The sequence below is a fragment of the Flavimaribacter sediminis genome, assembly GCF_019492055.1.
GTDB lineage: Bacteria > Pseudomonadota > Alphaproteobacteria > Rhizobiales > Rhizobiaceae > Flavimaribacter > Flavimaribacter sediminis.
The window spans coordinates 1,190,822-1,208,120 of sequence record NZ_JAICBX010000002.1 but is presented as its reverse complement, the minus strand read 5'-3'; the positions used below and the strand labels follow the sequence as shown (position 1 = coordinate 1,208,120).

17 protein-coding genes are annotated in these 17,299 nt (G+C 60.2%); 4 read left to right on the top strand and 13 right to left on the bottom strand.

Features of this window, described 5'->3' with window-relative positions; all coding sequences use genetic code 11:
* Positions 1 to 43: 43 nt before the first annotated feature.
* Positions 44 to 940, top strand: coding sequence for a DUF805 domain-containing protein (locus tag K1W69_RS13875; protein ID WP_220228919.1), 897 nt, complete (start codon positions 44 to 46; stop codon positions 938 to 940).
* A gap of 9 nt (positions 941 to 949) precedes the next feature.
* Here the strand turns inward: K1W69_RS13875 and K1W69_RS13870 are convergent, their stop codons facing one another.
* Positions 950 to 1,366, bottom strand: coding sequence for a universal stress protein (locus K1W69_RS13870; RefSeq protein ID WP_220228918.1), 417 nt, complete (start codon positions 1,364 to 1,366; stop codon positions 950 to 952).
* Positions 1,367 to 1,415: 49 nt separating this feature from the next.
* Positions 1,416 to 3,047, bottom strand: coding sequence for a BCCT family transporter (locus K1W69_RS13865; protein ID WP_220228917.1), 1,632 nt, complete (start codon positions 3,045 to 3,047; stop codon positions 1,416 to 1,418).
* Positions 3,048 to 3,352: 305 nt separating this feature from the next.
* Here K1W69_RS13865 and K1W69_RS13860 point away from each other — a divergent pair, with 305 nt between their 5' ends.
* Positions 3,353 to 4,402: an MBL fold metallo-hydrolase gene (locus tag K1W69_RS13860; RefSeq protein WP_258571035.1), complete on the top strand. Its 1,050-nt coding sequence runs from the start codon at positions 3,353 to 3,355 to the stop codon at positions 4,400 to 4,402.
* 2 nt (positions 4,403 to 4,404) lie between these two features.
* Here K1W69_RS13860 and K1W69_RS13855 read toward each other — a convergent pair whose 3' ends face one another.
* The 6 genes from K1W69_RS13855 to ehuA all read right to left on the bottom strand — a co-directional run bounded on the left by K1W69_RS13855 (position 4,405) and on the right by ehuA (position 8,250).
* Positions 4,405 to 4,878, bottom strand: a complete 474-nt coding sequence (locus tag K1W69_RS13855) for a CreA family protein (RefSeq protein WP_220228915.1) — start codon at positions 4,876 to 4,878, stop codon at positions 4,405 to 4,407.
* 1 nt (position 4,879) lies between these two features.
* Positions 4,880 to 5,203: a hypothetical protein gene (locus tag K1W69_RS13850; RefSeq protein WP_220228914.1), complete on the bottom strand. Its 324-nt coding sequence runs from the start codon at positions 5,201 to 5,203 to the stop codon at positions 4,880 to 4,882.
* Complete coding sequence (ehuD, locus tag K1W69_RS13845) at positions 5,200 to 5,856, bottom strand: ectoine/hydroxyectoine ABC transporter permease subunit EhuD (RefSeq protein ID WP_220228913.1); 657 nt, start codon at positions 5,854 to 5,856, stop codon at positions 5,200 to 5,202. The genes K1W69_RS13850 and ehuD overlap by 4 nt, the downstream gene beginning before the upstream one ends.
* Positions 5,853 to 6,527 carry an ectoine/hydroxyectoine ABC transporter permease subunit EhuC gene (gene ehuC / locus K1W69_RS13840; RefSeq protein ID WP_220228912.1) on the bottom strand — a complete coding sequence of 225 codons (675 nt, stop codon included), beginning with the start codon at positions 6,525 to 6,527 and terminating at the stop codon, positions 5,853 to 5,855. Before ehuC ends, ehuD begins: the two co-directional genes overlap by 4 nt.
* A 63-nt stretch (positions 6,528 to 6,590) precedes the next feature.
* Entirely contained in the window at positions 6,591 to 7,442 is an 852-nt protein-coding gene (ehuB, locus tag K1W69_RS13835; protein WP_220228911.1) for an ectoine/hydroxyectoine ABC transporter substrate-binding protein EhuB, read from the bottom strand.
* A gap of 34 nt (positions 7,443 to 7,476) precedes the next feature.
* Positions 7,477 to 8,250 (bottom strand): ectoine/hydroxyectoine ABC transporter ATP-binding protein EhuA, encoded by a 774-nt coding sequence (ehuA, locus tag K1W69_RS13830; protein WP_258571034.1) that lies wholly within the window; start codon positions 8,248 to 8,250, stop codon positions 7,477 to 7,479.
* Between the two features lie 285 nt (positions 8,251 to 8,535).
* Here ehuA and K1W69_RS13825 point away from each other — a divergent pair, with 285 nt between their 5' ends.
* Complete coding sequence (locus tag K1W69_RS13825; protein WP_220228910.1) at positions 8,536 to 9,012, top strand: Lrp/AsnC family transcriptional regulator; 477 nt, start codon at positions 8,536 to 8,538, stop codon at positions 9,010 to 9,012.
* Here the strand turns inward: K1W69_RS13825 and K1W69_RS13820 are convergent.
* The 3 genes from K1W69_RS13820 to K1W69_RS13810 all read right to left on the bottom strand — a co-directional run bounded on the left by K1W69_RS13820 (position 8,930) and on the right by K1W69_RS13810 (position 13,557).
* Positions 8,930 to 11,338: a molybdopterin-dependent oxidoreductase gene (locus tag K1W69_RS13820; RefSeq protein WP_220228909.1), complete on the bottom strand. Its 2,409-nt coding sequence runs from the start codon at positions 11,336 to 11,338 to the stop codon at positions 8,930 to 8,932. The two genes, K1W69_RS13825 and K1W69_RS13820, sit on opposite strands and share 83 nt — an antisense overlap.
* Positions 11,339 to 11,342: 4 nt before the next feature.
* Positions 11,343 to 12,392 carry a diaminopropionate ammonia-lyase gene (locus tag K1W69_RS13815; protein ID WP_258571033.1) on the bottom strand — a complete coding sequence of 350 codons (1,050 nt, stop codon included), beginning with the start codon at positions 12,390 to 12,392 and terminating at the stop codon, positions 11,343 to 11,345.
* Between the two features lie 178 nt (positions 12,393 to 12,570).
* Positions 12,571 to 13,557, bottom strand: coding sequence for a LysR family transcriptional regulator (locus K1W69_RS13810; protein ID WP_220228907.1), 987 nt, complete (start codon positions 13,555 to 13,557; stop codon positions 12,571 to 12,573).
* A gap of 454 nt (positions 13,558 to 14,011) precedes the next feature.
* Here K1W69_RS13810 and K1W69_RS13805 point away from each other — a divergent pair, with 454 nt between their 5' ends.
* Positions 14,012 to 15,325 carry an MFS transporter gene (locus tag K1W69_RS13805; RefSeq protein ID WP_220228906.1) on the top strand — a complete coding sequence of 438 codons (1,314 nt, stop codon included), beginning with the start codon at positions 14,012 to 14,014 and terminating at the stop codon, positions 15,323 to 15,325.
* A gap of 59 nt (positions 15,326 to 15,384) precedes the next feature.
* Here the strand turns inward: K1W69_RS13805 and K1W69_RS13800 are convergent, their stop codons facing one another.
* A complete protein-coding gene (locus K1W69_RS13800) occupies positions 15,385 to 16,533 on the bottom strand; it encodes a Gfo/Idh/MocA family protein (RefSeq protein ID WP_220228905.1) in 1,149 nt (382 codons plus the stop codon).
* 3 nt (positions 16,534 to 16,536) lie between these two features.
* Complete coding sequence (locus tag K1W69_RS13795) at positions 16,537 to 17,289, bottom strand: sugar phosphate isomerase/epimerase family protein (protein WP_220228904.1); 753 nt, start codon at positions 17,287 to 17,289, stop codon at positions 16,537 to 16,539.
* Positions 17,290 to 17,299 lie beyond the last annotated feature (10 nt).

Below are 17,299 nucleotides of genomic sequence, written 5' to 3'. Positions count from 1 at the left end.
TAGGCTCGACACTAAATTCCAACCTGTCTCTTTGCCGATATTGATGCTTGAAAATCTTGCCCTGAAGCTGTCGACCGTTTCAGTTTCGTCCATTGTAGCACTGAACATCCTGTTCATGATCATTGGAGGGCTGTTCGCACCCGTTTTCGCCAGGAGCCTTGGCGAACTCGACCGCGCTCCCTACTTTGCCTATTCCTTTCTGCTCTTTCTGGCTTTGTCGGTGACAATGCAGTTCTGGCTGGCCGCCCCGATCGCAATGAGCGGCGGTTTTTTCTGGCTGCTATATCTCGTGCAGTTCATCTCATTTATCATTTATGGATTTCTGGTAGCTGTGCTGGCGATGGCCCGGTCACGAGACATATTCGGACACGGCTACGGCGCGATCCTGGCTTTTATCCCTTTTGTAGGCTTCTATCTCATGTTCGCACGTGGCCAGGATCTGTTTTCCGAGAGGAAAATCATGGCTCCGCGCTATTTCTCGGGGGCTATGGGCGTTGTTATCGGCCTGCTGTCCGTGGTTGTCGGGTTTGTCCTGGTCAATAGCCTGTCCGAAAGAGTGCAGCGGATAACCGAAAACCGTTTCTCTGCGCCGGATATGCAGGAAAAAGGATTCGATATCTCTCTGCGCACCTATGGGCTGACACGAACTCTGGGCCTGGTCGCCGAGGGCGTCGATGTACCCGTCAAATTCGACGACGGACGGATCCTGATCAGGATCGAAACAGAAGGCGATACGCTGCTCTATATCTACAGCGTCGTTTCGGACGACGGCGCGAGTGTCGAACGATGGCGTAGAGGTCTGACGCAGGGCAATTGCAACAACGCGCAATTGCGCCAGTTGTTCGAGGCCGGCGCAACCATTGAACACGTATTTTTAAGCCGCAGCGACGGTTATGAAGACGGCCGCGTCACCATCGACCGGGAAACCTGCGGCATCTGATCGCGACGCCTACCCTCTGACGACAAACACAGAAATGCTTGAGTGCTCGACGAGATAGCCGGCGTTGGATCGCACGAAACGGTCGACGAAGCCCGGCACATGCGACGCCATGATGACGAGGTCGACGCCGATCTCCTCCGACTTGCGCTCGATGATCTTGTCCAGTTCCACCGCCGGGTCATGGGAAACCTCGGCATGAGCTTGAAACCCCACGCCTTTTTCACGCGATAGCCGGTCGGCGAATTCTTCGAGTGTGCGCTTGTATTCCTCCGGCGTATGGCCGACCGCCCCGGGCGTCACGCCCGTCACGCCGATCAGGTGTATTTCCGCGCCGTAGTGGCGGCCCAGATCGGCGGCCGTTGCGAGCGCTTTTTCCAGCCGGCTCTCATGGGCGAGATCGACGGGAACCATGATGTTCTTGTACATTGTCCTGTTCCTCTTGCTTCACAGCGTCCTTGGGATTGCCGGGCGCCGGTTAGGCGCCCGGCGATTTCCGCGTTTCTCGCAAACCGAGATAAAGGCTGACGCACATGGTCAGAAGCACGATGGTGAAGGGGAAGCCGGTGCTGACGGCCATCGCCTGGAGCGCGGTCAGCGCGGTTGCGCCGCCGACCAGCAGAAGCACCGCTGCGACGACGCCCTCGAATGTGCACCAGAACACGCGCTGGGCGACCGGCGCGCTGGTCTTGCCGCCGGCTGTAATTGTGTCGATCACCAGCGAGCCGGAATCCGAAGACGTGATGAAAAACACCAGCACGAGAATGATGCCGAGGAACGAGGTAAAGGTGGCCAGCGGCAGTGGCCGCAGCATTTCGAAGAGCTTGAGCTCCAGCGGCGCGTCCTTCACGGCGGCCGATGCATTGGCTACGACCTGCGAAATCGCCGTGCCTCCAAATACGCCCATCCACAGGATGCAGACAATGGTTGGTATTATGATGACGCAAAAGATGAACTCGCGCACCGTGCGTCCGCGTGACACGCGTGCGATAAACATGCCGACGAAGGGCGACCATGATATCCACCAGGCCCAGTAGAAGGACGTCCAGCCCTGTGAGAAATTGGTGTCTTCGCGCCCGAATGGCATGGAAAGCGGTATGATCTCCCGCGCATAGGCCACGCCGCCCGAGATTATCGCCGAGAAAATATCACCCGTCGGTCCGATGATCATGACGAAGATCAGCAGCAGCGCCGCCATTGCAATATTGACTTCGGACAGCAGTTTGACGCCGCCGTCCAGGCCGCGCAGCACCGAAATAAGGGCGATCGCCGTGATGACGGCGATCAGAAGCACCTTGGCGAAGTCGCCAGTGCTCCATCCGAACAGGTAGTTCATGCCCGCAAGCGCCTGCTGGGTGCCGAATCCGAGCGAGGTCGCCAGCCCGAAAAGCGTCGCGAACACAGCCACGGTGTCGATGATATGCCCCCACCATCCCCAGACCCGCTCGCCAAGAAGCGGGTAGAAGGAGGACCGCAAGGTCAGCGGAAGGCCGCGATTGAAGGAAAAGAATGCGAGCGAAAGAGCGACCACCGCGTAGATCGCCCAGGGGTGCAGGGCCCAGTGATAGATTGTCGCGGCCATGCCGAGGTCGCGCGCCGCCGCCGCATCGCCGGCAGCCGCGCCAAGCGGCGCCCAGTCGGTTCGTGCGCCGCCTTCCAGCGCAGTGCCTCCAAGCGACGAATTGAAATGCGAGATCGGCTCGGAGACGCCAAAGAACATCAGCCCGATGCCCATGCCGGCGGCGAACAGCATCGCAAACCAGCCCATGTAGGTGTAATCCGGTTTGGCGTCGGGTCCACCAAGGCGGATCTTTCCGAGCGGCGAAACCATCAACACGATGCAGAAGAGTACGAAGATGTTTCCGGCGGACAGGAAGAACCAGTCGAAATTCTGCGTCAGGAAGTCGCGCAGCCAGACGAAGAATTCGGATGCGCTGTCCTGAAACATCAATGTCAGGATCACGAAGGCGACGATCGATATGCTGGAGATCATGAAGACCGGATTGTGGATATCGAGACCGAATGGCGTGATGTTGTCCTGGCCAATGTGGTATTCGGTCTCGATGGCGTCAGGCGCTTCTTCGATCGATGTGTCGACATGGTCTGTCATGACGGGCCTTTCCAGTATTCATCACTATATCAGCGGCTGCGGGTCCCGGTTTGGTGGAGCCTGCAATTTTACGCGGCTCTGGCCTGTTCGAGGCCCGACGAAGATCGCGTAGGATCGCCGAATTGGCCAAAAGGCTAACATCTTAAGGTATTTAGCGAAAGTCCACGCGCGCGATCGCTTGTGGACCGGACCCGCAAACCCCCGCGATGCGGGATTTAGCGCATGTACAAAAAAGTCGACACTGCTTGCAATCAATCGCCAAAGCTTCGATAGAGGCGGTTTGGAAAGACTGCAAGGACATGGCATTGACCCGCAAAGAGGCCCTCGAAGGCACGCTTGAATACCCCTTTGCCGAAGCCCCCGAAGAAGGTGAACTCATCGAAGTGGCGCCGGGTTTGCTCTGGACCCGCCTTGCGCTTCCGTTTCGCCTCGACCATGTGAACATCTACTTTGTCGAAGACGGCGACGGATGGGCGATCATCGACGCCGGGATCGGGACAAGCGCCACGCAGGAAGCCTGGGAAAAGCTCGCCGCCGGGCCATTCGCCGAAAGCCGCTTCACCAAACTGATCGTCACCCACCATCATCCGGACCACATTGGTATCGCGGGATGGCTCAGCGAACGCTTCAACATCCCCGTGCTGACGAGCCAGACGGCCTGGCTCGCATGTCTCAACATTTCGCTGAGCCCGGGCGCCCTCGACGCCAAGCCCTATCGCGACTTCTACCTTCGGCACGGTCTGGATGCGGAGACCACCGAAATCGTCGCAACGAGCGGCCACGGATATCTGAAGCTGGTGAGGCCGCTGCCGCCGACCTTTCGCCGTCTCATAGCAGGCGACACGCTCAAGATCGGGTCGCGGGAATTTGCGGTGCTTAGCGGCGAAGGCCATGCGCCGGAACAGATCATGCTTTGGTGCAAAGAGGACTCTCTGTTTCTGGCCGCCGACCAGGTGCTCGCCAGGATTACGCCGAATATCGGCGTCTGGGCGGTCGATCCGGATGGCGATCCGCTGGGCTTGTTCATGCGGTCGCTCGGCGCCCTGAAGGCCGACGTGCCGGACGACGTGCTCGTTCTGCCCGGTCATCAGCTTCCGTTTTACGGTCTTCACACGCGCATCGACGAACTGGTCGCGCATCATGACGAGCGCTGCGCGACGATCGCCGCGGCCTGCGCAAGTCAGGCGCGGTCGGTCGCCGATCTCGTGCCGATCCTGTTTACCCGCAAGCTGGACGCGCATCAGCTGAGCTTCGCCTTCAGCGAAGTCCACGCTCATGTCAACGCGATGGTCGAGCGTGGCGAACTCGTCTGGCAGGCAGGAGAAGATGGCGTCCTGCGAACGGCCGCGGCTTAAGCTTACTCTTCCGACAGCTTCAATATCGGGACCGTCGATATCGCCATCTTGGCCGATCCGTCCTGAACCTGCCGGGCGTGCGATATGTAGATCAGAGTGTTGTGCGCCTCGTCATAGATGCGCTTGACCTGAAGCGTCTTGAAGATGATCGAGCGGCGTTCCCTGAAGACGTTTTCACCTTCCTCCGACATGTCGATATCGCCGATCGTTATCGGCCCGGTCTGCCGGCATGCGATGGAGGAGTTGGAGGGATCCTCGAACCAGTTGCCCTTCTGCAGACGGTCGATCAGTCCGCGGTCGAAATAGGCGATGTGACAGGTCACGCCCTCCACCTTCGGGTCTTCGATCGCTTCGATGATGATGTCGTTTCCAAGCCAGTCGACATCGACGTGACCGACTTCTTCGGCCTGCGATCCGGTCGTGGCGGAACCCGCTGACAAGACGGCGAGCATGATGAGGGCGAAGAACTTTCGCATGTCAATCTCCATGAAGGTACGGCGCTTCATGTGGAAGACGCCGGACTCCGGGAATGGTTCCGGACCCGCTACATGTAGGAAGCGCTTTCAATTTCGCCAGCACATGGTGGCGCATGCCGCGCACCAGCCGCGTGTCATCGGGATGATCGAGCGCCTGTTGCGTCGTCGTTGTCATGCGCTCCATCAGATCAGGCGCAAGGCCCCGTTGCTTCGTCTGCTGATGGAGCCGTTCGACCAGGTTTTCCGGTCCGGTTTCCTTGAGATCGGTGGCGGCGACGGAAACTGTCTTGCGGGCGCCGATCCGGAAGACGTCCCGTTCGGTCACCGCCGGATGGTGTATTTCTTCTCCAACCGCATGGCGAGATAGGCGGCCGGAATGGAGACCAGCAGGAACAGAAGGCCGACCAAGGTCATCGGCTCCAGATATTTGTAGTAGCTGTTGGAATAGATGTTGGCGGCGTTGAACAGCTCGATGACCGTGATTGCGGCGAGCAGCGGCGTTTCCTTGAACATCGTGATCAGATAGTTGGCGAGCGGCGGGATCATCGGTGGAATAGCCTGCGGAAGGATCACGTAGCGCCAGGTCTGCCATGGATTGTAGTTGAGCGAGCGCGACGCCTCCCACTGACCTGTCGGAACATTGTCGATCCCGGCGCGAAACACTTCCGACGTATAGGTGCTGAAGTGGAGCCCGAGACCAATCACGCCGGCGGCCAGCGGCGACAGGAAAAGGCCGAGATCCGGCAGCACGTAGAACAGGAAATAGAGCTGGACGAGCAGCGGCGTGCGGCGGATGAATTCCGACATCCAGTACACGGTCAGAGCAAGGGGTCGGTTTTGTGAGCGTTTCATGATCGCCAGAAACAGCCCCAGAACGTAGGCGACGGCGGCGCCCATGATGGTCGCCTCGACGGTGACGACCAATCCTCCGAGCAGCAGCGGAAACACGTCCGCCGCAACGGTCCAGCTCCAGTTCATGACCGTCTCACTCCGGCAAGCGTGATGTGGCGTTTGCGCGCGATGCTGCGCGCAATGAAATCGGTGAACCCGACAAGAACCGAGGCGATCAGGAAATATATGACAAGGATCAGCAGGAACGGTTCCAGCGTCATCGCTGTCTGAGCGCGTATGATCTGCGCGACGAAGGTCAGGTCGGCTATGGTGATCAGCGAAGTGACCGCCGTCAATTTCATCAGTTCGATCAGCAGGTTCCCGAAAGGCGGGATCATCATCGGAATCGCTTGCGGGATCAGCACGTATCGATACCGTTGATAAACGGTGTAGTTCAGCGCCGTACTGGCCTCATGCTGGCCTTTTCCGACGGATTGCACAGCGCCGCGCACCACTTCGGATCCGTAGCTGCCGAGATTGAACCCGCAGGCGATCACGCCCGCAATAAAGGGGGACAGCGTCAGGCCGAGTAGCGGCAGCACGTAAAACATGAAGAACATTTGCACGAGCGCCGAGGTGCCGCGGAAGAATTCCAGATAGATCGTCGCCAGCACCCGCACGGACCTGGAGCGGGACAGGCGTGACAGGCCGACTACGAAGGAGATGACGAGGGCGAGAATTGCACTGACCACCGTCAGCTTGATGGTCATCCATGTGCCTTCGATCAGCAGTGGTGTGAATTCGAGTATCTGGCCCATCGGATCGCCCTGGAAGGCTGCTCCCGCCAGGGAGCAGCTGTGGTTTCGGAGTTGCGGTCAGGCTTAGTTGCCGGGACAGAAATCGTCGCGTTTCACCTCGAACGTCGCCTCGGCCGAGAACCCGTAGGGCTCGATGATCGAGGCGAATTCGCCGCTTTCCTTGAGTTCGGCCAGCGCCGTGTCATAGGCTTCCCGGAAAGCGGTGTCTTCCGGATTGAATGCTGCGCCCGCGCACCCGATCGGCACGCCCTTGACCGGCATCACCAGCTCAAGGTTGGGGTCATTGGTTTTCCTCAGGAGATCCTGCGTGCCAAGGCCGGAAAGCGCAAAGACGTCGACGCGGCCCTGCTGCAGCATCTTGATGCCGCTTGGCGGATCGGTGAAGACCTTGATCTGGTTCTGCTTGACGCCGCGCTCCTTGGCGTAGAGCTCTTCGGCGCAGCCCGCGCAGGTGGTCATCGTCACGTCCGGATTGGCGGCAATGTCCTCATAGGTCTTGATATTGTGCGGGTTTCCCTTGGCGACGGCGAAGGCCTCGGCGCCGCAAAGATCGGGTTCGGAATAGATGATGGATTCGCAGCGGTTCGGCTTGATATAGAGACCGGACGTCGCCATGTCGACGCGACGGGCGAGCAGGGCGGGAATCATCGATCCGTAAGGCACCACCTGGGCCTTGAGCTCCGGCACGCCGAGCTTTTTCATCACCGCCCGGGCGACATCGGGCGCTGCTCCCGTCACGTAACCGTCGGCCTTGATGTCGCTGTAGGGCGGCTCGTTGGCGACCGCGACGGTGGCGTAGCCTTGTTTGCGCAGTTTCTCCAGGGTGTCGGCCTGCGCGACGGCGCCCACCGCCAGACCTGCAACGGCGGTTACGACAAGTATTTCCAGCGGTTTTCTGAGAAATGACAAGGTCATTGATCGTCCTTTCGGTTGTTTCGTTCAGGGGTCGTTACGAGACAGTGATGAATTTGCTGAGGAAGTTGCGCGTTCTCTCTTCTTTCGGATGGGTGAAGATTTCTTCGGGCTTTCCGGCCTCGACGATCTTTCCCTTGTCGAAGAAAAGCACGCGGTCAGCGAAATCTCGGGCAAAGTGCATTTCGTGCGTCACTGTCAGCATCGTCGTGTCGGAGTCGGCCGCCAGGCGCCTGAGCACATTCAAAACTTCGTCGACAAGTTCCGGATCGAGCGCCGAGGTCACCTCGTCGAACAGCATGATCTTCGGATCCATGGCAAGCGACCGGGCGATGGCGACGCGCTGCTGCTGTCCTCCGGAGAGTTCGTGCGGAAAGTGGTTCTGCTTGTCGCTGAGACCGACGAGTCCCAGCAGTTCCATGGCCTTTTCGCGCGCCTCGATCTTCGACGTCTTGCGCACGAGGATTTGCGGCTGCTCGATATTCTGAATTGCGGTCAGGTGCGGAAAAAGATTGAAGTGCTGGAACACCATGCCAATCCCGTTGCGCATCTTGTGGAGGTGGGCGTCGCTCGCTACGACCAGACGCCCGCCCTTCTCCTCGTGCCACAGATAGTCCCCATCAACGATTATCCGTCCGGAACTCAGCGTTTCGAGAGTCATCAGGATACGCAGGATCGTGGTTTTTCCTGAGCCGCTCGGGCCGATCAGCGCCAGCTTTTCACCTGGCTCGACATGCAGGTTCAGATCGTCGAGAACCTTCAGCTCGCCAAAGCTTTTATGAACGTTCTGGAATTCGATGATATTCGCCATGACCGGACCTCGACCCCTTCTTCAGCGGGCGGAGGAGCAATGCAGCGCCGGCGATTTACGCCTGACGGAACCGGATTTTGCGTCGTCGATCGGGTCGCACGAAACCCTCTGCGCCAGCTTTGGGCGCATTGCAAAAGTAATAATGATGTTCCCCTTTACATCTCTTAATGGATGTGATGTTGAAAATCATCATAACAAAGCAATTTGCACCTCATGTGCAGCAAAACACGGCATTCTGAAAAAATAGCATCAAAAATTTTCGATATGTGAGAGAAAGAGAACGAGATGAACATTACGCCTTCAGATTTGATCATCTTGCGGATGCTTCAGGAAAACGCTCGGGAGCGGCTCGAGACAATAGCCTATGAAGCCGGGCTCTCCGTCGCCACGGCGCAGCGGCGCGTACGTGCGCTGAAGGACGCCGGCGTCATCGAGCGCGACGCTGCGATCGTGTCTCCGCAGGCTCTCGGCTACAACATGACCTTCATCATTCTCGTCGAGTTGGAGCGCGAACGCATCGATCAGCTGGACGCCTTCAGACGAAAGGTCAAACAGGAGTCCAGGGTCCAGCAGTGCTATTACATAACCGGCGAAGCCGATTTCGCCCTGATCGCGCTCGCCCGGGACATGGACGACTACCAGAGACTGACGCAGCGCCTCTTCTTCGATGACAGCAATGTCAAACGGTTCCGGACGTCGGTCGTAATGGACCGGACCAAGGTGGGCGTGGATGTGCCCGTCGAGGAGCCGGAGGAAGACTGATCTTCTTCTGGACGATTTCGATCTCCGGCGGCCGATGGGCGGTGACAGGCGGCGGTTCTGCCTTATGGCGCTCGATCTCGACGAGACAGGACAGCGCCGCCGGCCCCTGGGCAAGTTCCGAGGTCGCCCTGTCTGCGGTCACGATGTTGACGTTGCCGTGCTTGCAGCAGGCCGGGGTCAGGGACTCGTCGAGGTCCAGCCATGCGCCGGTTGGCATCATGGCGACGCCGGGCAACACGTCCTCGCAAATGCGAACGCCGGCGAGGCATGACCCGCGGTCATTGAAGATCCGCGCTACGTCGCCTTCACGAAGGCCGCGCCTCGCGGCGTCCTGCCTGCTGATCACGCAGGCCTCTCGCCCGTTGATCTTGCCCTCAAGGCTGTGGCGCGCCTGGTCGAGCTGACTGTGCAGGCGCCGGGCCGGCTGGTGGGTCACGAGATGGATGGGCCATCGTTCCGCAAGGCGCGCGCCAAGCCATTCCACCGGCGGTGTCCAGGCCGGGTGCCCCGGATTGCCCATAATGCCGAAGCCGGCGATCGTTTTGCTGAAGATCTCTATGCGCCCGGACGGCGTCGGGAGCGGGTGGGCGTCCGGGTTGTCGCGAAACGCCTTGAGCAATATGCAAGGGTCTTCTGGCGCGTCGAATGCAAAGAATCCGGCCTCCCGGAACGCTTCGAATGCCGGCATATGGACGCCCGTTTCGGCGAGGCGGTCGCGGGTGTCGTCGTAAAGGGATTGAAGCCACTCATCCTTGTCTTTGCCGCCGGTAAACGCCGCCTCCAGAGAATTCAGGCGGTTGTCCGGCGAGGAAAGCCGCGCAGCAAGTCCGGCGAATATGTCATGGTCGTCGCGCGCTTCGGCGAAGGGTTCGGCGATCGCTTTCGTGGCGAACAGGTGGGTGTCGCGCGGCGAGCCTGCAATGTCGTTTCTTTCCGCCGGGAGCGTCGCCGGAAATACGATATCGGCATGGCGCGCGAGCGGCGTCCAGTGCGGTTCGTGGACGATCACCGTTTCAGGCTTGCGCCAGGCCTTGCGCAGTCTGTTCAAGTCCTGATGATGGTGGAACGGATTGCCGCCCGCCCAGTAGACCAGGCGGATGTCCGGATAATGCAGGATCTGTCCATTGTAACGGAACGGCTGGCCCGGATGAAGCAGCATATCCGCGATCCGCGCCACGGGAATGAACGCCGATATCGGATTGCGGCCTGTCGGCAGCGCGGCGAGCCGGACCGTCCGGCGGGTATTGCCGATGCTGTTGACGGCGCCGAGCCCCAGCGCGAAACCCTCTCCCTTGCGTCCCACGCCGCCGAGCATCGCCGCAAGGACAACGGTCATCCAGTAGTTCATTTCGCCATTATGTTGACGGGTCAGCGACCAGCTTGCATTGACGACTGTCGGCTGTTTCGCCATGCGTCTGGCGAGGGCGCGGATCGTGTCCGCATCGACGCCGGTGATCACCGCTGCCCAGTCGGCGTCGCGCGCAAGTCCGTCCGTTTCGCCGCAAATGTAGGATTCGAACTTGTCGAACCCGGTGCAGTAGCGCGTCAGGAAGTCCTTGTCATGTAGCCCTTCGCTTGTCAGCGTGTGGGCGAGCCCAAGCATCAGCGCAAGGTCCGTGTTCGGACGTATCGGAGTCCATTCGTTCGAATATCCCTCGTCGCGCGAGGGCGTGATGGAAACGATATGCGCGCCGGCCGCAATCGCGCCGGCGATGTCGCCTTTGTGGGTGTGACGCGCCACGCCGCCGGGATTGATCTGGCTGTTGCGCAGGGACACGCCGCCGAACGCCACAACGAGCGCGCGGGTTTCTCCGATCGCCCGCCAGGACGTGTGATCGTTGAACAACTGGTCCAGCGGCGCCACGACATGCGGCAGCACCACTTCAGCCGCTGCGTAGCTGTAGGTGTTTCTTGAAGCGGTATAGCCGCCAAATAGGTTGAGAAGCCGACGAAGCTGACTCTGTGCGTGGTGAAACCTGCCGGCGCTGGCCCAACCGTAGGAGCCTGCGTAAATCGCCTCGTTGCCGTAGTTCGCCCGAATTCGGGTCAATTCGCGCGCGGCAAGGTCCAGCGCCTCCTCCCAGGACACGGCGACGAAGCTGTCTTGCCCGCGGCGGGTCGTGTCGCCGCGCTCGAGATAGCTTTTGCGGATCATCGGTCGTGCGATCCGGCAGGAATCGGAGAGCGTTTCAATGATGGATTCGCCTATCGGCGACGGATCCGGATCGTCCTCGAAAGCCGCAAGGCTTGTTGCGCCGGTGGCGTCATTACGCGCCCGATAGGTTCCCCAATGCGTCGATACCAGGGGATCTCCGGATTGCGGCATGATCTCAGCGCGCCTCCGGCCCTTCCGTGATGAAAGCCAGGCATCGGCTTTCCGGTCCGGCGTCGAAACGGGCAAGCGCGGCGAATGACGCGGCGCCGCTGGGCGTTGTTGCAATTCCCGCTTCGGCCAGCTGTTGCGAAGCTTTCTCGGCCTCGTCGTCCGTAATGGTGGTGAAACAGTCCGCATCCGTTTCGAGCGTGTCGAACGCGATCAGCGAGGCGTCCTTGCAGTCGAGCCTGCCCATATTGGAAAGCGGTCCGTCGGCGCGTGTGAGCGTTCCGTTTTCAATACTGCGCAGAAGGCAGGGCGCCCGGTCGGGCTCCACCACCACGATTGTCGGCTGTTGCTTCCAGAAACTGCGGATATGGGCGCTGATCGCCCCGGCGAAGCCACCGACTCCCGCCTGCAGGAAGACATGACTGGGCCATTTGTTGGAATGGTCGAATTCCGCGCGGCATTCCTCGGCAATCACCGTGTAGCCCTCCATCACGAGCGCTGGCCGGTCCACATACCCCTTCCATGACCCGTCGGCGAGCAACAGCCATCCGTGGCGATCCGCCTGCTCTGTGGCGAAGGAGACCGATTCCTCGTAAGTGCCCTTCAGCCGCTGGACCTCGGCGCCGGTTCGACGGATGCGTTCTTCGAAGGCTTCCGGCGCGCTGGAAGGCAGCACGATGACCGCCTTCGCGCCGAAGCGGCGCGCGCCTGTGGCGACCGACAGGCCGTGATTGCCGGCGCTTGCGGTAATGAAGGTCATGGTCGCGGCGGCTCGGCGCCCTGCCTCGCTGTCCGGGTCTTCTCCGGACGCCGCGTCGCTGATCATCTGGGCGACTGCGAAGCCGCCGCCAAGCGCCTTGAAACTGCCGAGCTCCATCCTCTGCGATTCGTCTTTCAGCCACAGCCGGTCGATCCCGAGATCGTCGGCGAGCGCGCGCATGTCCCTTGCCGGGGTCGGCTGGTATTCGGGACGTCGTTCCATAAGCCGGGCGGGACGCTCGGCGGAGACCCGGAACATATAATCGCGTTGCCCGCGATCGTGGCGTTTCCTCGTCATCAACATGTGCGCATTATGCAGGCATGATGCGAGAAAATTGCCCAATTCTTGGCCAAAGGCAGAGTATTTCCTTGAGGTTTCGCAGAAAAATTGCGGTTTCCGGATCATTGCCCCGGTCGTTGCCGGGGGCCGGGATCCGGTGCGGAGAAAGTTCCAAACCGCGGTTTCTGCGGCTTTGTCAGCTGACTTCGCGCTTCGGAATTCGCACGGAAACGGGTTCGGCCGGCGCACTGGCTTTGTTCAGCGGCGTCATGATGTTCATGACCGTTTCACGAAGCCATTGATGCGCCGAGCTGGCGGTTCTTCGGCGGTGCCAGATCATGCATATGGTCACGGGATCCACTTTCATCGGCAGATTGTAGATCGACAGACCGATGCGCGGCGCAATGCTCTCGGCAAGCTGGTGCGGTATCAGCGCCACAAGGTCGCTTTTGGAGACGGAGTTGTAGACGCCGGAAAAGCTTGGCATGGACATGACCACGCGGCGTTCGCGCCCCACCTGCGCAAGCGCATCGTCGCCAAGGCCCGTCAGATTGCCCCGCATTGACATCAGCATATGTCCGAGACTGCAGAACAGGTCCATCGGGACCACGTCTCCCGGCAATACGCCGGCGCCGGCGAGCGCCGGATGGCCCTCCCGCGCGATCATCACATATTCAGATTTGAACACCGGCACATATTCAACCCATTCGGGAAAATCCAACTTGGGTCTGAGCGTGAGATCGATATGGACGTTTTCGAGATCATTGACGCCTTCCGGATCCTGCAGTTCCGTCAACTGGATCCGCATATGCGGCGCATGGCTGGAGAGGATGTTCGCGAGCGAAGGCATCAGCAGGTCACCGAAGAAATCCGTGCCTGAAATCATGAAGGAAACGCTCGACGTGGTGGGATCGAATGCTTCCGCCCGTTTCAGAAGGGCGTCGAGATCTTCGTACATGCGCTGAAGCGGCAACTCGAGGCTCTTTGCGAAATCCGTCGGGACGATTCTTTGTCCCTGTCGGATGAAGAGCGGGTCGCCGAGAGACTCCCGCAATCGGCCAAGAGCCGCTGAAACCGCCGGCTGCGACAATCCTACGCGCGCGCCCGCCTTGACGGTCGATCGCTCCTGTAGCAACGCGAACAGGATGCGTAGCAGATTGAGATCCAGAGTCTGTATATTCATCGGATTAATATATTCTATATAATTAATTCATTTCCACAATTAATCCAGATTTTCTACTGATTGGCCGTGGCCGCGATGATCTGGTCGTCCATCTTGCGCCTCAAGCGACTGGATCGTGGTGGCCACTTCTTCTCTTTCCTGTTGTGCCGTCATCATTGTCGCGCCCGCTCCATCATTGTTTTTTCAGTAGAAAATCACTCTGTTACCGGCAGTATGGACGGTAATTCAGTCCTGCACAAGCTTACGGTTGCATAAAAGACACGTGCTCAAACCACGTAATGTGACAGTCATGGCGAAAGCTTGAAGTCCCGACTTTGCACGCGCTGTGATCGCCGCAAGCAGGACCTTTCAAGAGGACAACGGCTTCAGAACGCCTCGTCTTGACACGGGTGGGCCGAATGACGTGGAAATGCCCGGCCATTTGAAGTGGCGAATCGGCGGAGGGGAGTGTTTTATGAACGGCGGAAGACCACCAGTCGCCACCCGTTTCTACTATGGGTGGGTCGTGATCGCCGTTGCGTTTCTGACGCTTGGAATAGCGGTCAACGCGCGCACGGCCTTTTCGCTCCTGTATCCGCCGATTCTCGACGAGTTCGGTTGGGAACGCGGCGTCACAGCGGCCATTTTCTCCGTCGGTTTCATCGCATCGACGGCGTCCGTCCCTTTCATCGGCATGCTGATGGACCGTTACGGGCCACGGATAATCCTGCCGGTCAGCGCAATCGTGGTGGCGCTTGGCTATTACGCCGCAACTTTCGCCAGCACGCCGCTTGCATTTTACCTCAGCCTTGGCCTGCTGGCGACCGGCGGTTCCATGCCGATGGCCTATGTCGGGCATTCCATGTTTCTTCCAAACTGGTTCATGCGCCGGCGCGGACTGGCGCTCGGCATTGCGTTTTCCGGCGTCGGGGTACTGGCGCTCGGCCTGTTTCCGCTGCTGCAGATCGTCATAGACACATCGGGCTGGCGCACCGCATGCATCGCCATGGCGTGCGCGTTTATCATCGTGATCATCCCGCTCAACCTGCTGCTTCAGCGTGGTCGGCCCGAGGATGTCGGCCTTTTGGCCGACAATGGAGATGCGTCCGGGGAAGCGGATAGCGCCGCCGGCGGTCCCGTCATCGTCGACAAGGCCTGGGCGGAGCGAGACTGGACGCTGCCTTCAGCCATGAGAACACGGCGTTTCTGGTGGATCGCCGCCGGATATTTCCTGGCGCTCTACGCCTGGTATGCGGTCCAGGTCCATCAGATCCGGTTCTTTCTGGATGTCGGCGTCAATGCAACGGAGGCGGCCTTCGCCTTCTCACTTGTCGCCGCCGCCGGCGTGATCGGGCAGATTACAATCGGTCATTTCTCCGATCGTTTCGGCCGTGAGGTCGGCTGGAGCGTCGCGGTTTCCGGTTTTATGCTTTGCGCAATCGCCATGGTCGTCATGGAGAGCCATCCAAACCGCTTGCTGCTTTATGCAACGGTCGGCTTTCAGGGGTTGTTGGGATACGGGATCGCGTCGCTGTTTGGCCCGGTGACGGCCGAAATCTTCGCAGGAAGGCGCTTCGCCACAATCCTTGGCACTGTCGCCGTCATGGCCAATCTCGGAGCCGGAACGGGACCCTGGGTCACCGGGTATCTCTACGATCTGGCCGGCAGCTACACTGTCGGTCTGTGTGTTGTCGCCATCGCCTGCCCGCTGTCGATACTGTGCATCTGGATAGCGGCGCCGCGCAAGGTGCGCCGCGTGGCAGGCGCTACCCGGCATTCCGCCGGGTGACGCCTGCGCGTCTGTCGAAATTTTAGGAGGAAGCCGCGCCGCGTGCAGGGCTCTCGCCCCTAAGCCTGCTGCACCAGCATGGCGCGGGCTTCCTCCATGCCAAGCGGCCGCGGCCGCTCGCATCCGATTGTTATCGTGACGAACTCGCCGGTTTCCCCCGATTTCAGGATCGAGGTCATGATGTCGATCACGTGCAGCGCCAGTTCGAGCGAACAGCGGTGCGGTCTGCCCTCCAGAATGGCGAGCGCCATGTCGGACAGCCCGGCCGTGCGATAATTGGCGAGTGGTCCCAGGCTGTGGTGTTCCTGATTGGGAACCGAAAAGGGGTGGTCGTAGGCTTCCAGGTGGCTTACCGGCTCGGTCCCTTCGGTCATGGACAACGCCCCGCCGAAGAAATTGGGGTCGGGAACATAAAGCGTACCCTTCTCCCCATACAATTCGATATTGCCGTGTTCATGACTCCACACGTCCCAGCTGGCGCCAAACGTCACCACCGCGCCGTTGGCGAATTGCAGCAGCGCGTGGATTGTCGTCGGCGTTTCCACGGGAATGGTTTCACCGGCGCGCGGCTCGGAGGATATCGTCCTGCGCCGGCTCGGCGCGGCGGTCAGCGCCGCCACCTTTTCAACCGATCCGATCAGCTGCACCAGATCGGTAATGTAATACGGGCCGATATCGAGGATCGGTCCGCCGCCTTTCTGGTAGAAAAAGTCAGGATTGGGATGCCAGTGCTCCATGCCGTGATTCATCACGAAAGCTGTGCCGCCGGTGATTTTGCCGATGGCGCCGCTGTCGACCAGGTGACGGGCGTGCTGGTGCGCGCCGCCCAGAAACGTGTCCGGCGCCGATCCGATGCGCAACTTCTTCTCGTCGGCCAGTTTGGCCAGGGCGAGGCCTTCTTCCAGCGACAGCACGAAGGGCTTTTCCGAGTAGACATGCTTGCCGGCGAGCAGCGCCGCCTTCGACACGTCGTGATGGGCTGCAGGGATGGTCAGGTTGACGACGATGTCCACGTCGTCGGCGTCCAGAAGCTCCTCGAGGGAATTGTCGCGCACGTCGAATTCAGCGGCGCGCTGGGCGGAGGCCTTCCGGTCGATATCGGCGCAAGCGACCACCTTGACGCCACGAAACAGCGGGGCGAGGCTGAAATAGGCCTGAGAGATGTTGCCGCAGCCGACAATGCCGACGCCGAGGGTTTTTTCCTGCATGGTCTACTCCGTCAGGGCCTTGAGGGACGCGATCGAACGGCGGGCGAAACGCTCGTCGTCATTCGGTTTGTCATGTTCCATTACGTAAAGGCTGACATCGGCCTTCTTCAGGGCCGCCAGCAGGGACTTCCAGTCCATCACGCCATGGCCGACATCCGCCCAGCCGTCCTCGCCGGCGTTTTCGCCCTCGGGAGCGATGTCCTTGACATGCGCTGCTACAATGCGGTCGCCATACCGGTCGATCCAGGAAAGCGGGTCGGCCTTGCCGCGCGCGATCCAGGCGATGTCGGCCTCCCAGCCAAGCGTCGGACCGCCGTCCAGGATGTGCTGCAGCGGTATGCTGCCGTCGGACAACGGGCGGAATTCGAAATCGTGATTGTGCCAGCCGACGGTCAGGCCGGCGTCTCGAAACGGTTGACCGGCCTTTTCGAGCCGCGCGCCGAAGGCCCGCCAGCCGGCCGCGTCGCCCGGTCGGTCCGGTTCCATCAGATAGGGGCATATGACCATCTTCATGTCCGTCGCCTGCGCCACCGCCATCGCCTTGTCCGGCGCGTCTTCCAGCATGTCGAGGCCGAAATGGCCGGATGGCATCGCAAGACCGGCGGCCTTGAGCGCTGCGCCGAGCGCCGCCGGGTCCGCGTAGAGGCCGCCATACCCCTCGACTTGGGTGTAGCCGAGCCCCTTCAGCATCGACAGGGTTTTTTCAAGCGGAGGAAATTCGCGGGAAGAATAGAGCTGGTAGGATATATCTTTCATGGGAATTCCA

Bases quoted from the DNA above. Each gene is read 5' to 3' on its own strand.
- K1W69_RS13870 (WP_220228918.1), bottom strand. From the start codon at position 1,366: ATGTACAAGAACATCATGGTTCCCGTCGATCTCGCCCATGAGAGCCGG.
- K1W69_RS13875 (WP_220228919.1), top strand. From the start codon at position 44: ATGCTTGAAAATCTTGCCCTGAAGCTGTCGACCGTTTCAGTTTCGTCC.
- K1W69_RS13815 (WP_258571033.1), bottom strand. From the start codon at position 12,392: ATGACGAGGAAACGCCACGATCGCGGGCAACGCGATTATATGTTCCGG.
- K1W69_RS13800 (WP_220228905.1), bottom strand. From the start codon at position 16,533: ATGCAGGAAAAAACCCTCGGCGTCGGCATTGTCGGCTGCGGCAACATC.
- K1W69_RS13805 (WP_220228906.1), top strand. From the start codon at position 14,012: ATGAACGGCGGAAGACCACCAGTCGCCACCCGTTTCTACTATGGGTGG.
- ehuA (WP_258571034.1), bottom strand. From the start codon at position 8,250: ATGGCGAATATCATCGAATTCCAGAACGTTCATAAAAGCTTTGGCGAG.
- ehuB (WP_220228911.1), bottom strand. From the start codon at position 7,442: ATGACCTTGTCATTTCTCAGAAAACCGCTGGAAATACTTGTCGTAACC.
- K1W69_RS13820 (WP_220228909.1), bottom strand. From the start codon at position 11,338: ATGCCGCAATCCGGAGATCCCCTGGTATCGACGCATTGGGGAACCTAT.
- K1W69_RS13855 (WP_220228915.1), bottom strand. From the start codon at position 4,878: ATGCGAAAGTTCTTCGCCCTCATCATGCTCGCCGTCTTGTCAGCGGGT.
- K1W69_RS13865 (WP_220228917.1), bottom strand. From the start codon at position 3,047: ATGACAGACCATGTCGACACATCGATCGAAGAAGCGCCTGACGCCATC.
- K1W69_RS13810 (WP_220228907.1), bottom strand. From the start codon at position 13,557: ATGAATATACAGACTCTGGATCTCAATCTGCTACGCATCCTGTTCGCG.
- K1W69_RS13825 (WP_220228910.1), top strand. From the start codon at position 8,536: ATGAACATTACGCCTTCAGATTTGATCATCTTGCGGATGCTTCAGGAA.
- ehuC (WP_220228912.1), bottom strand. From the start codon at position 6,527: ATGGGCCAGATACTCGAATTCACACCACTGCTGATCGAAGGCACATGG.
- K1W69_RS13795 (WP_220228904.1), bottom strand. From the start codon at position 17,289: ATGAAAGATATATCCTACCAGCTCTATTCTTCCCGCGAATTTCCTCCG.
- ehuD (WP_220228913.1), bottom strand. From the start codon at position 5,856: ATGAACTGGAGCTGGACCGTTGCGGCGGACGTGTTTCCGCTGCTGCTC.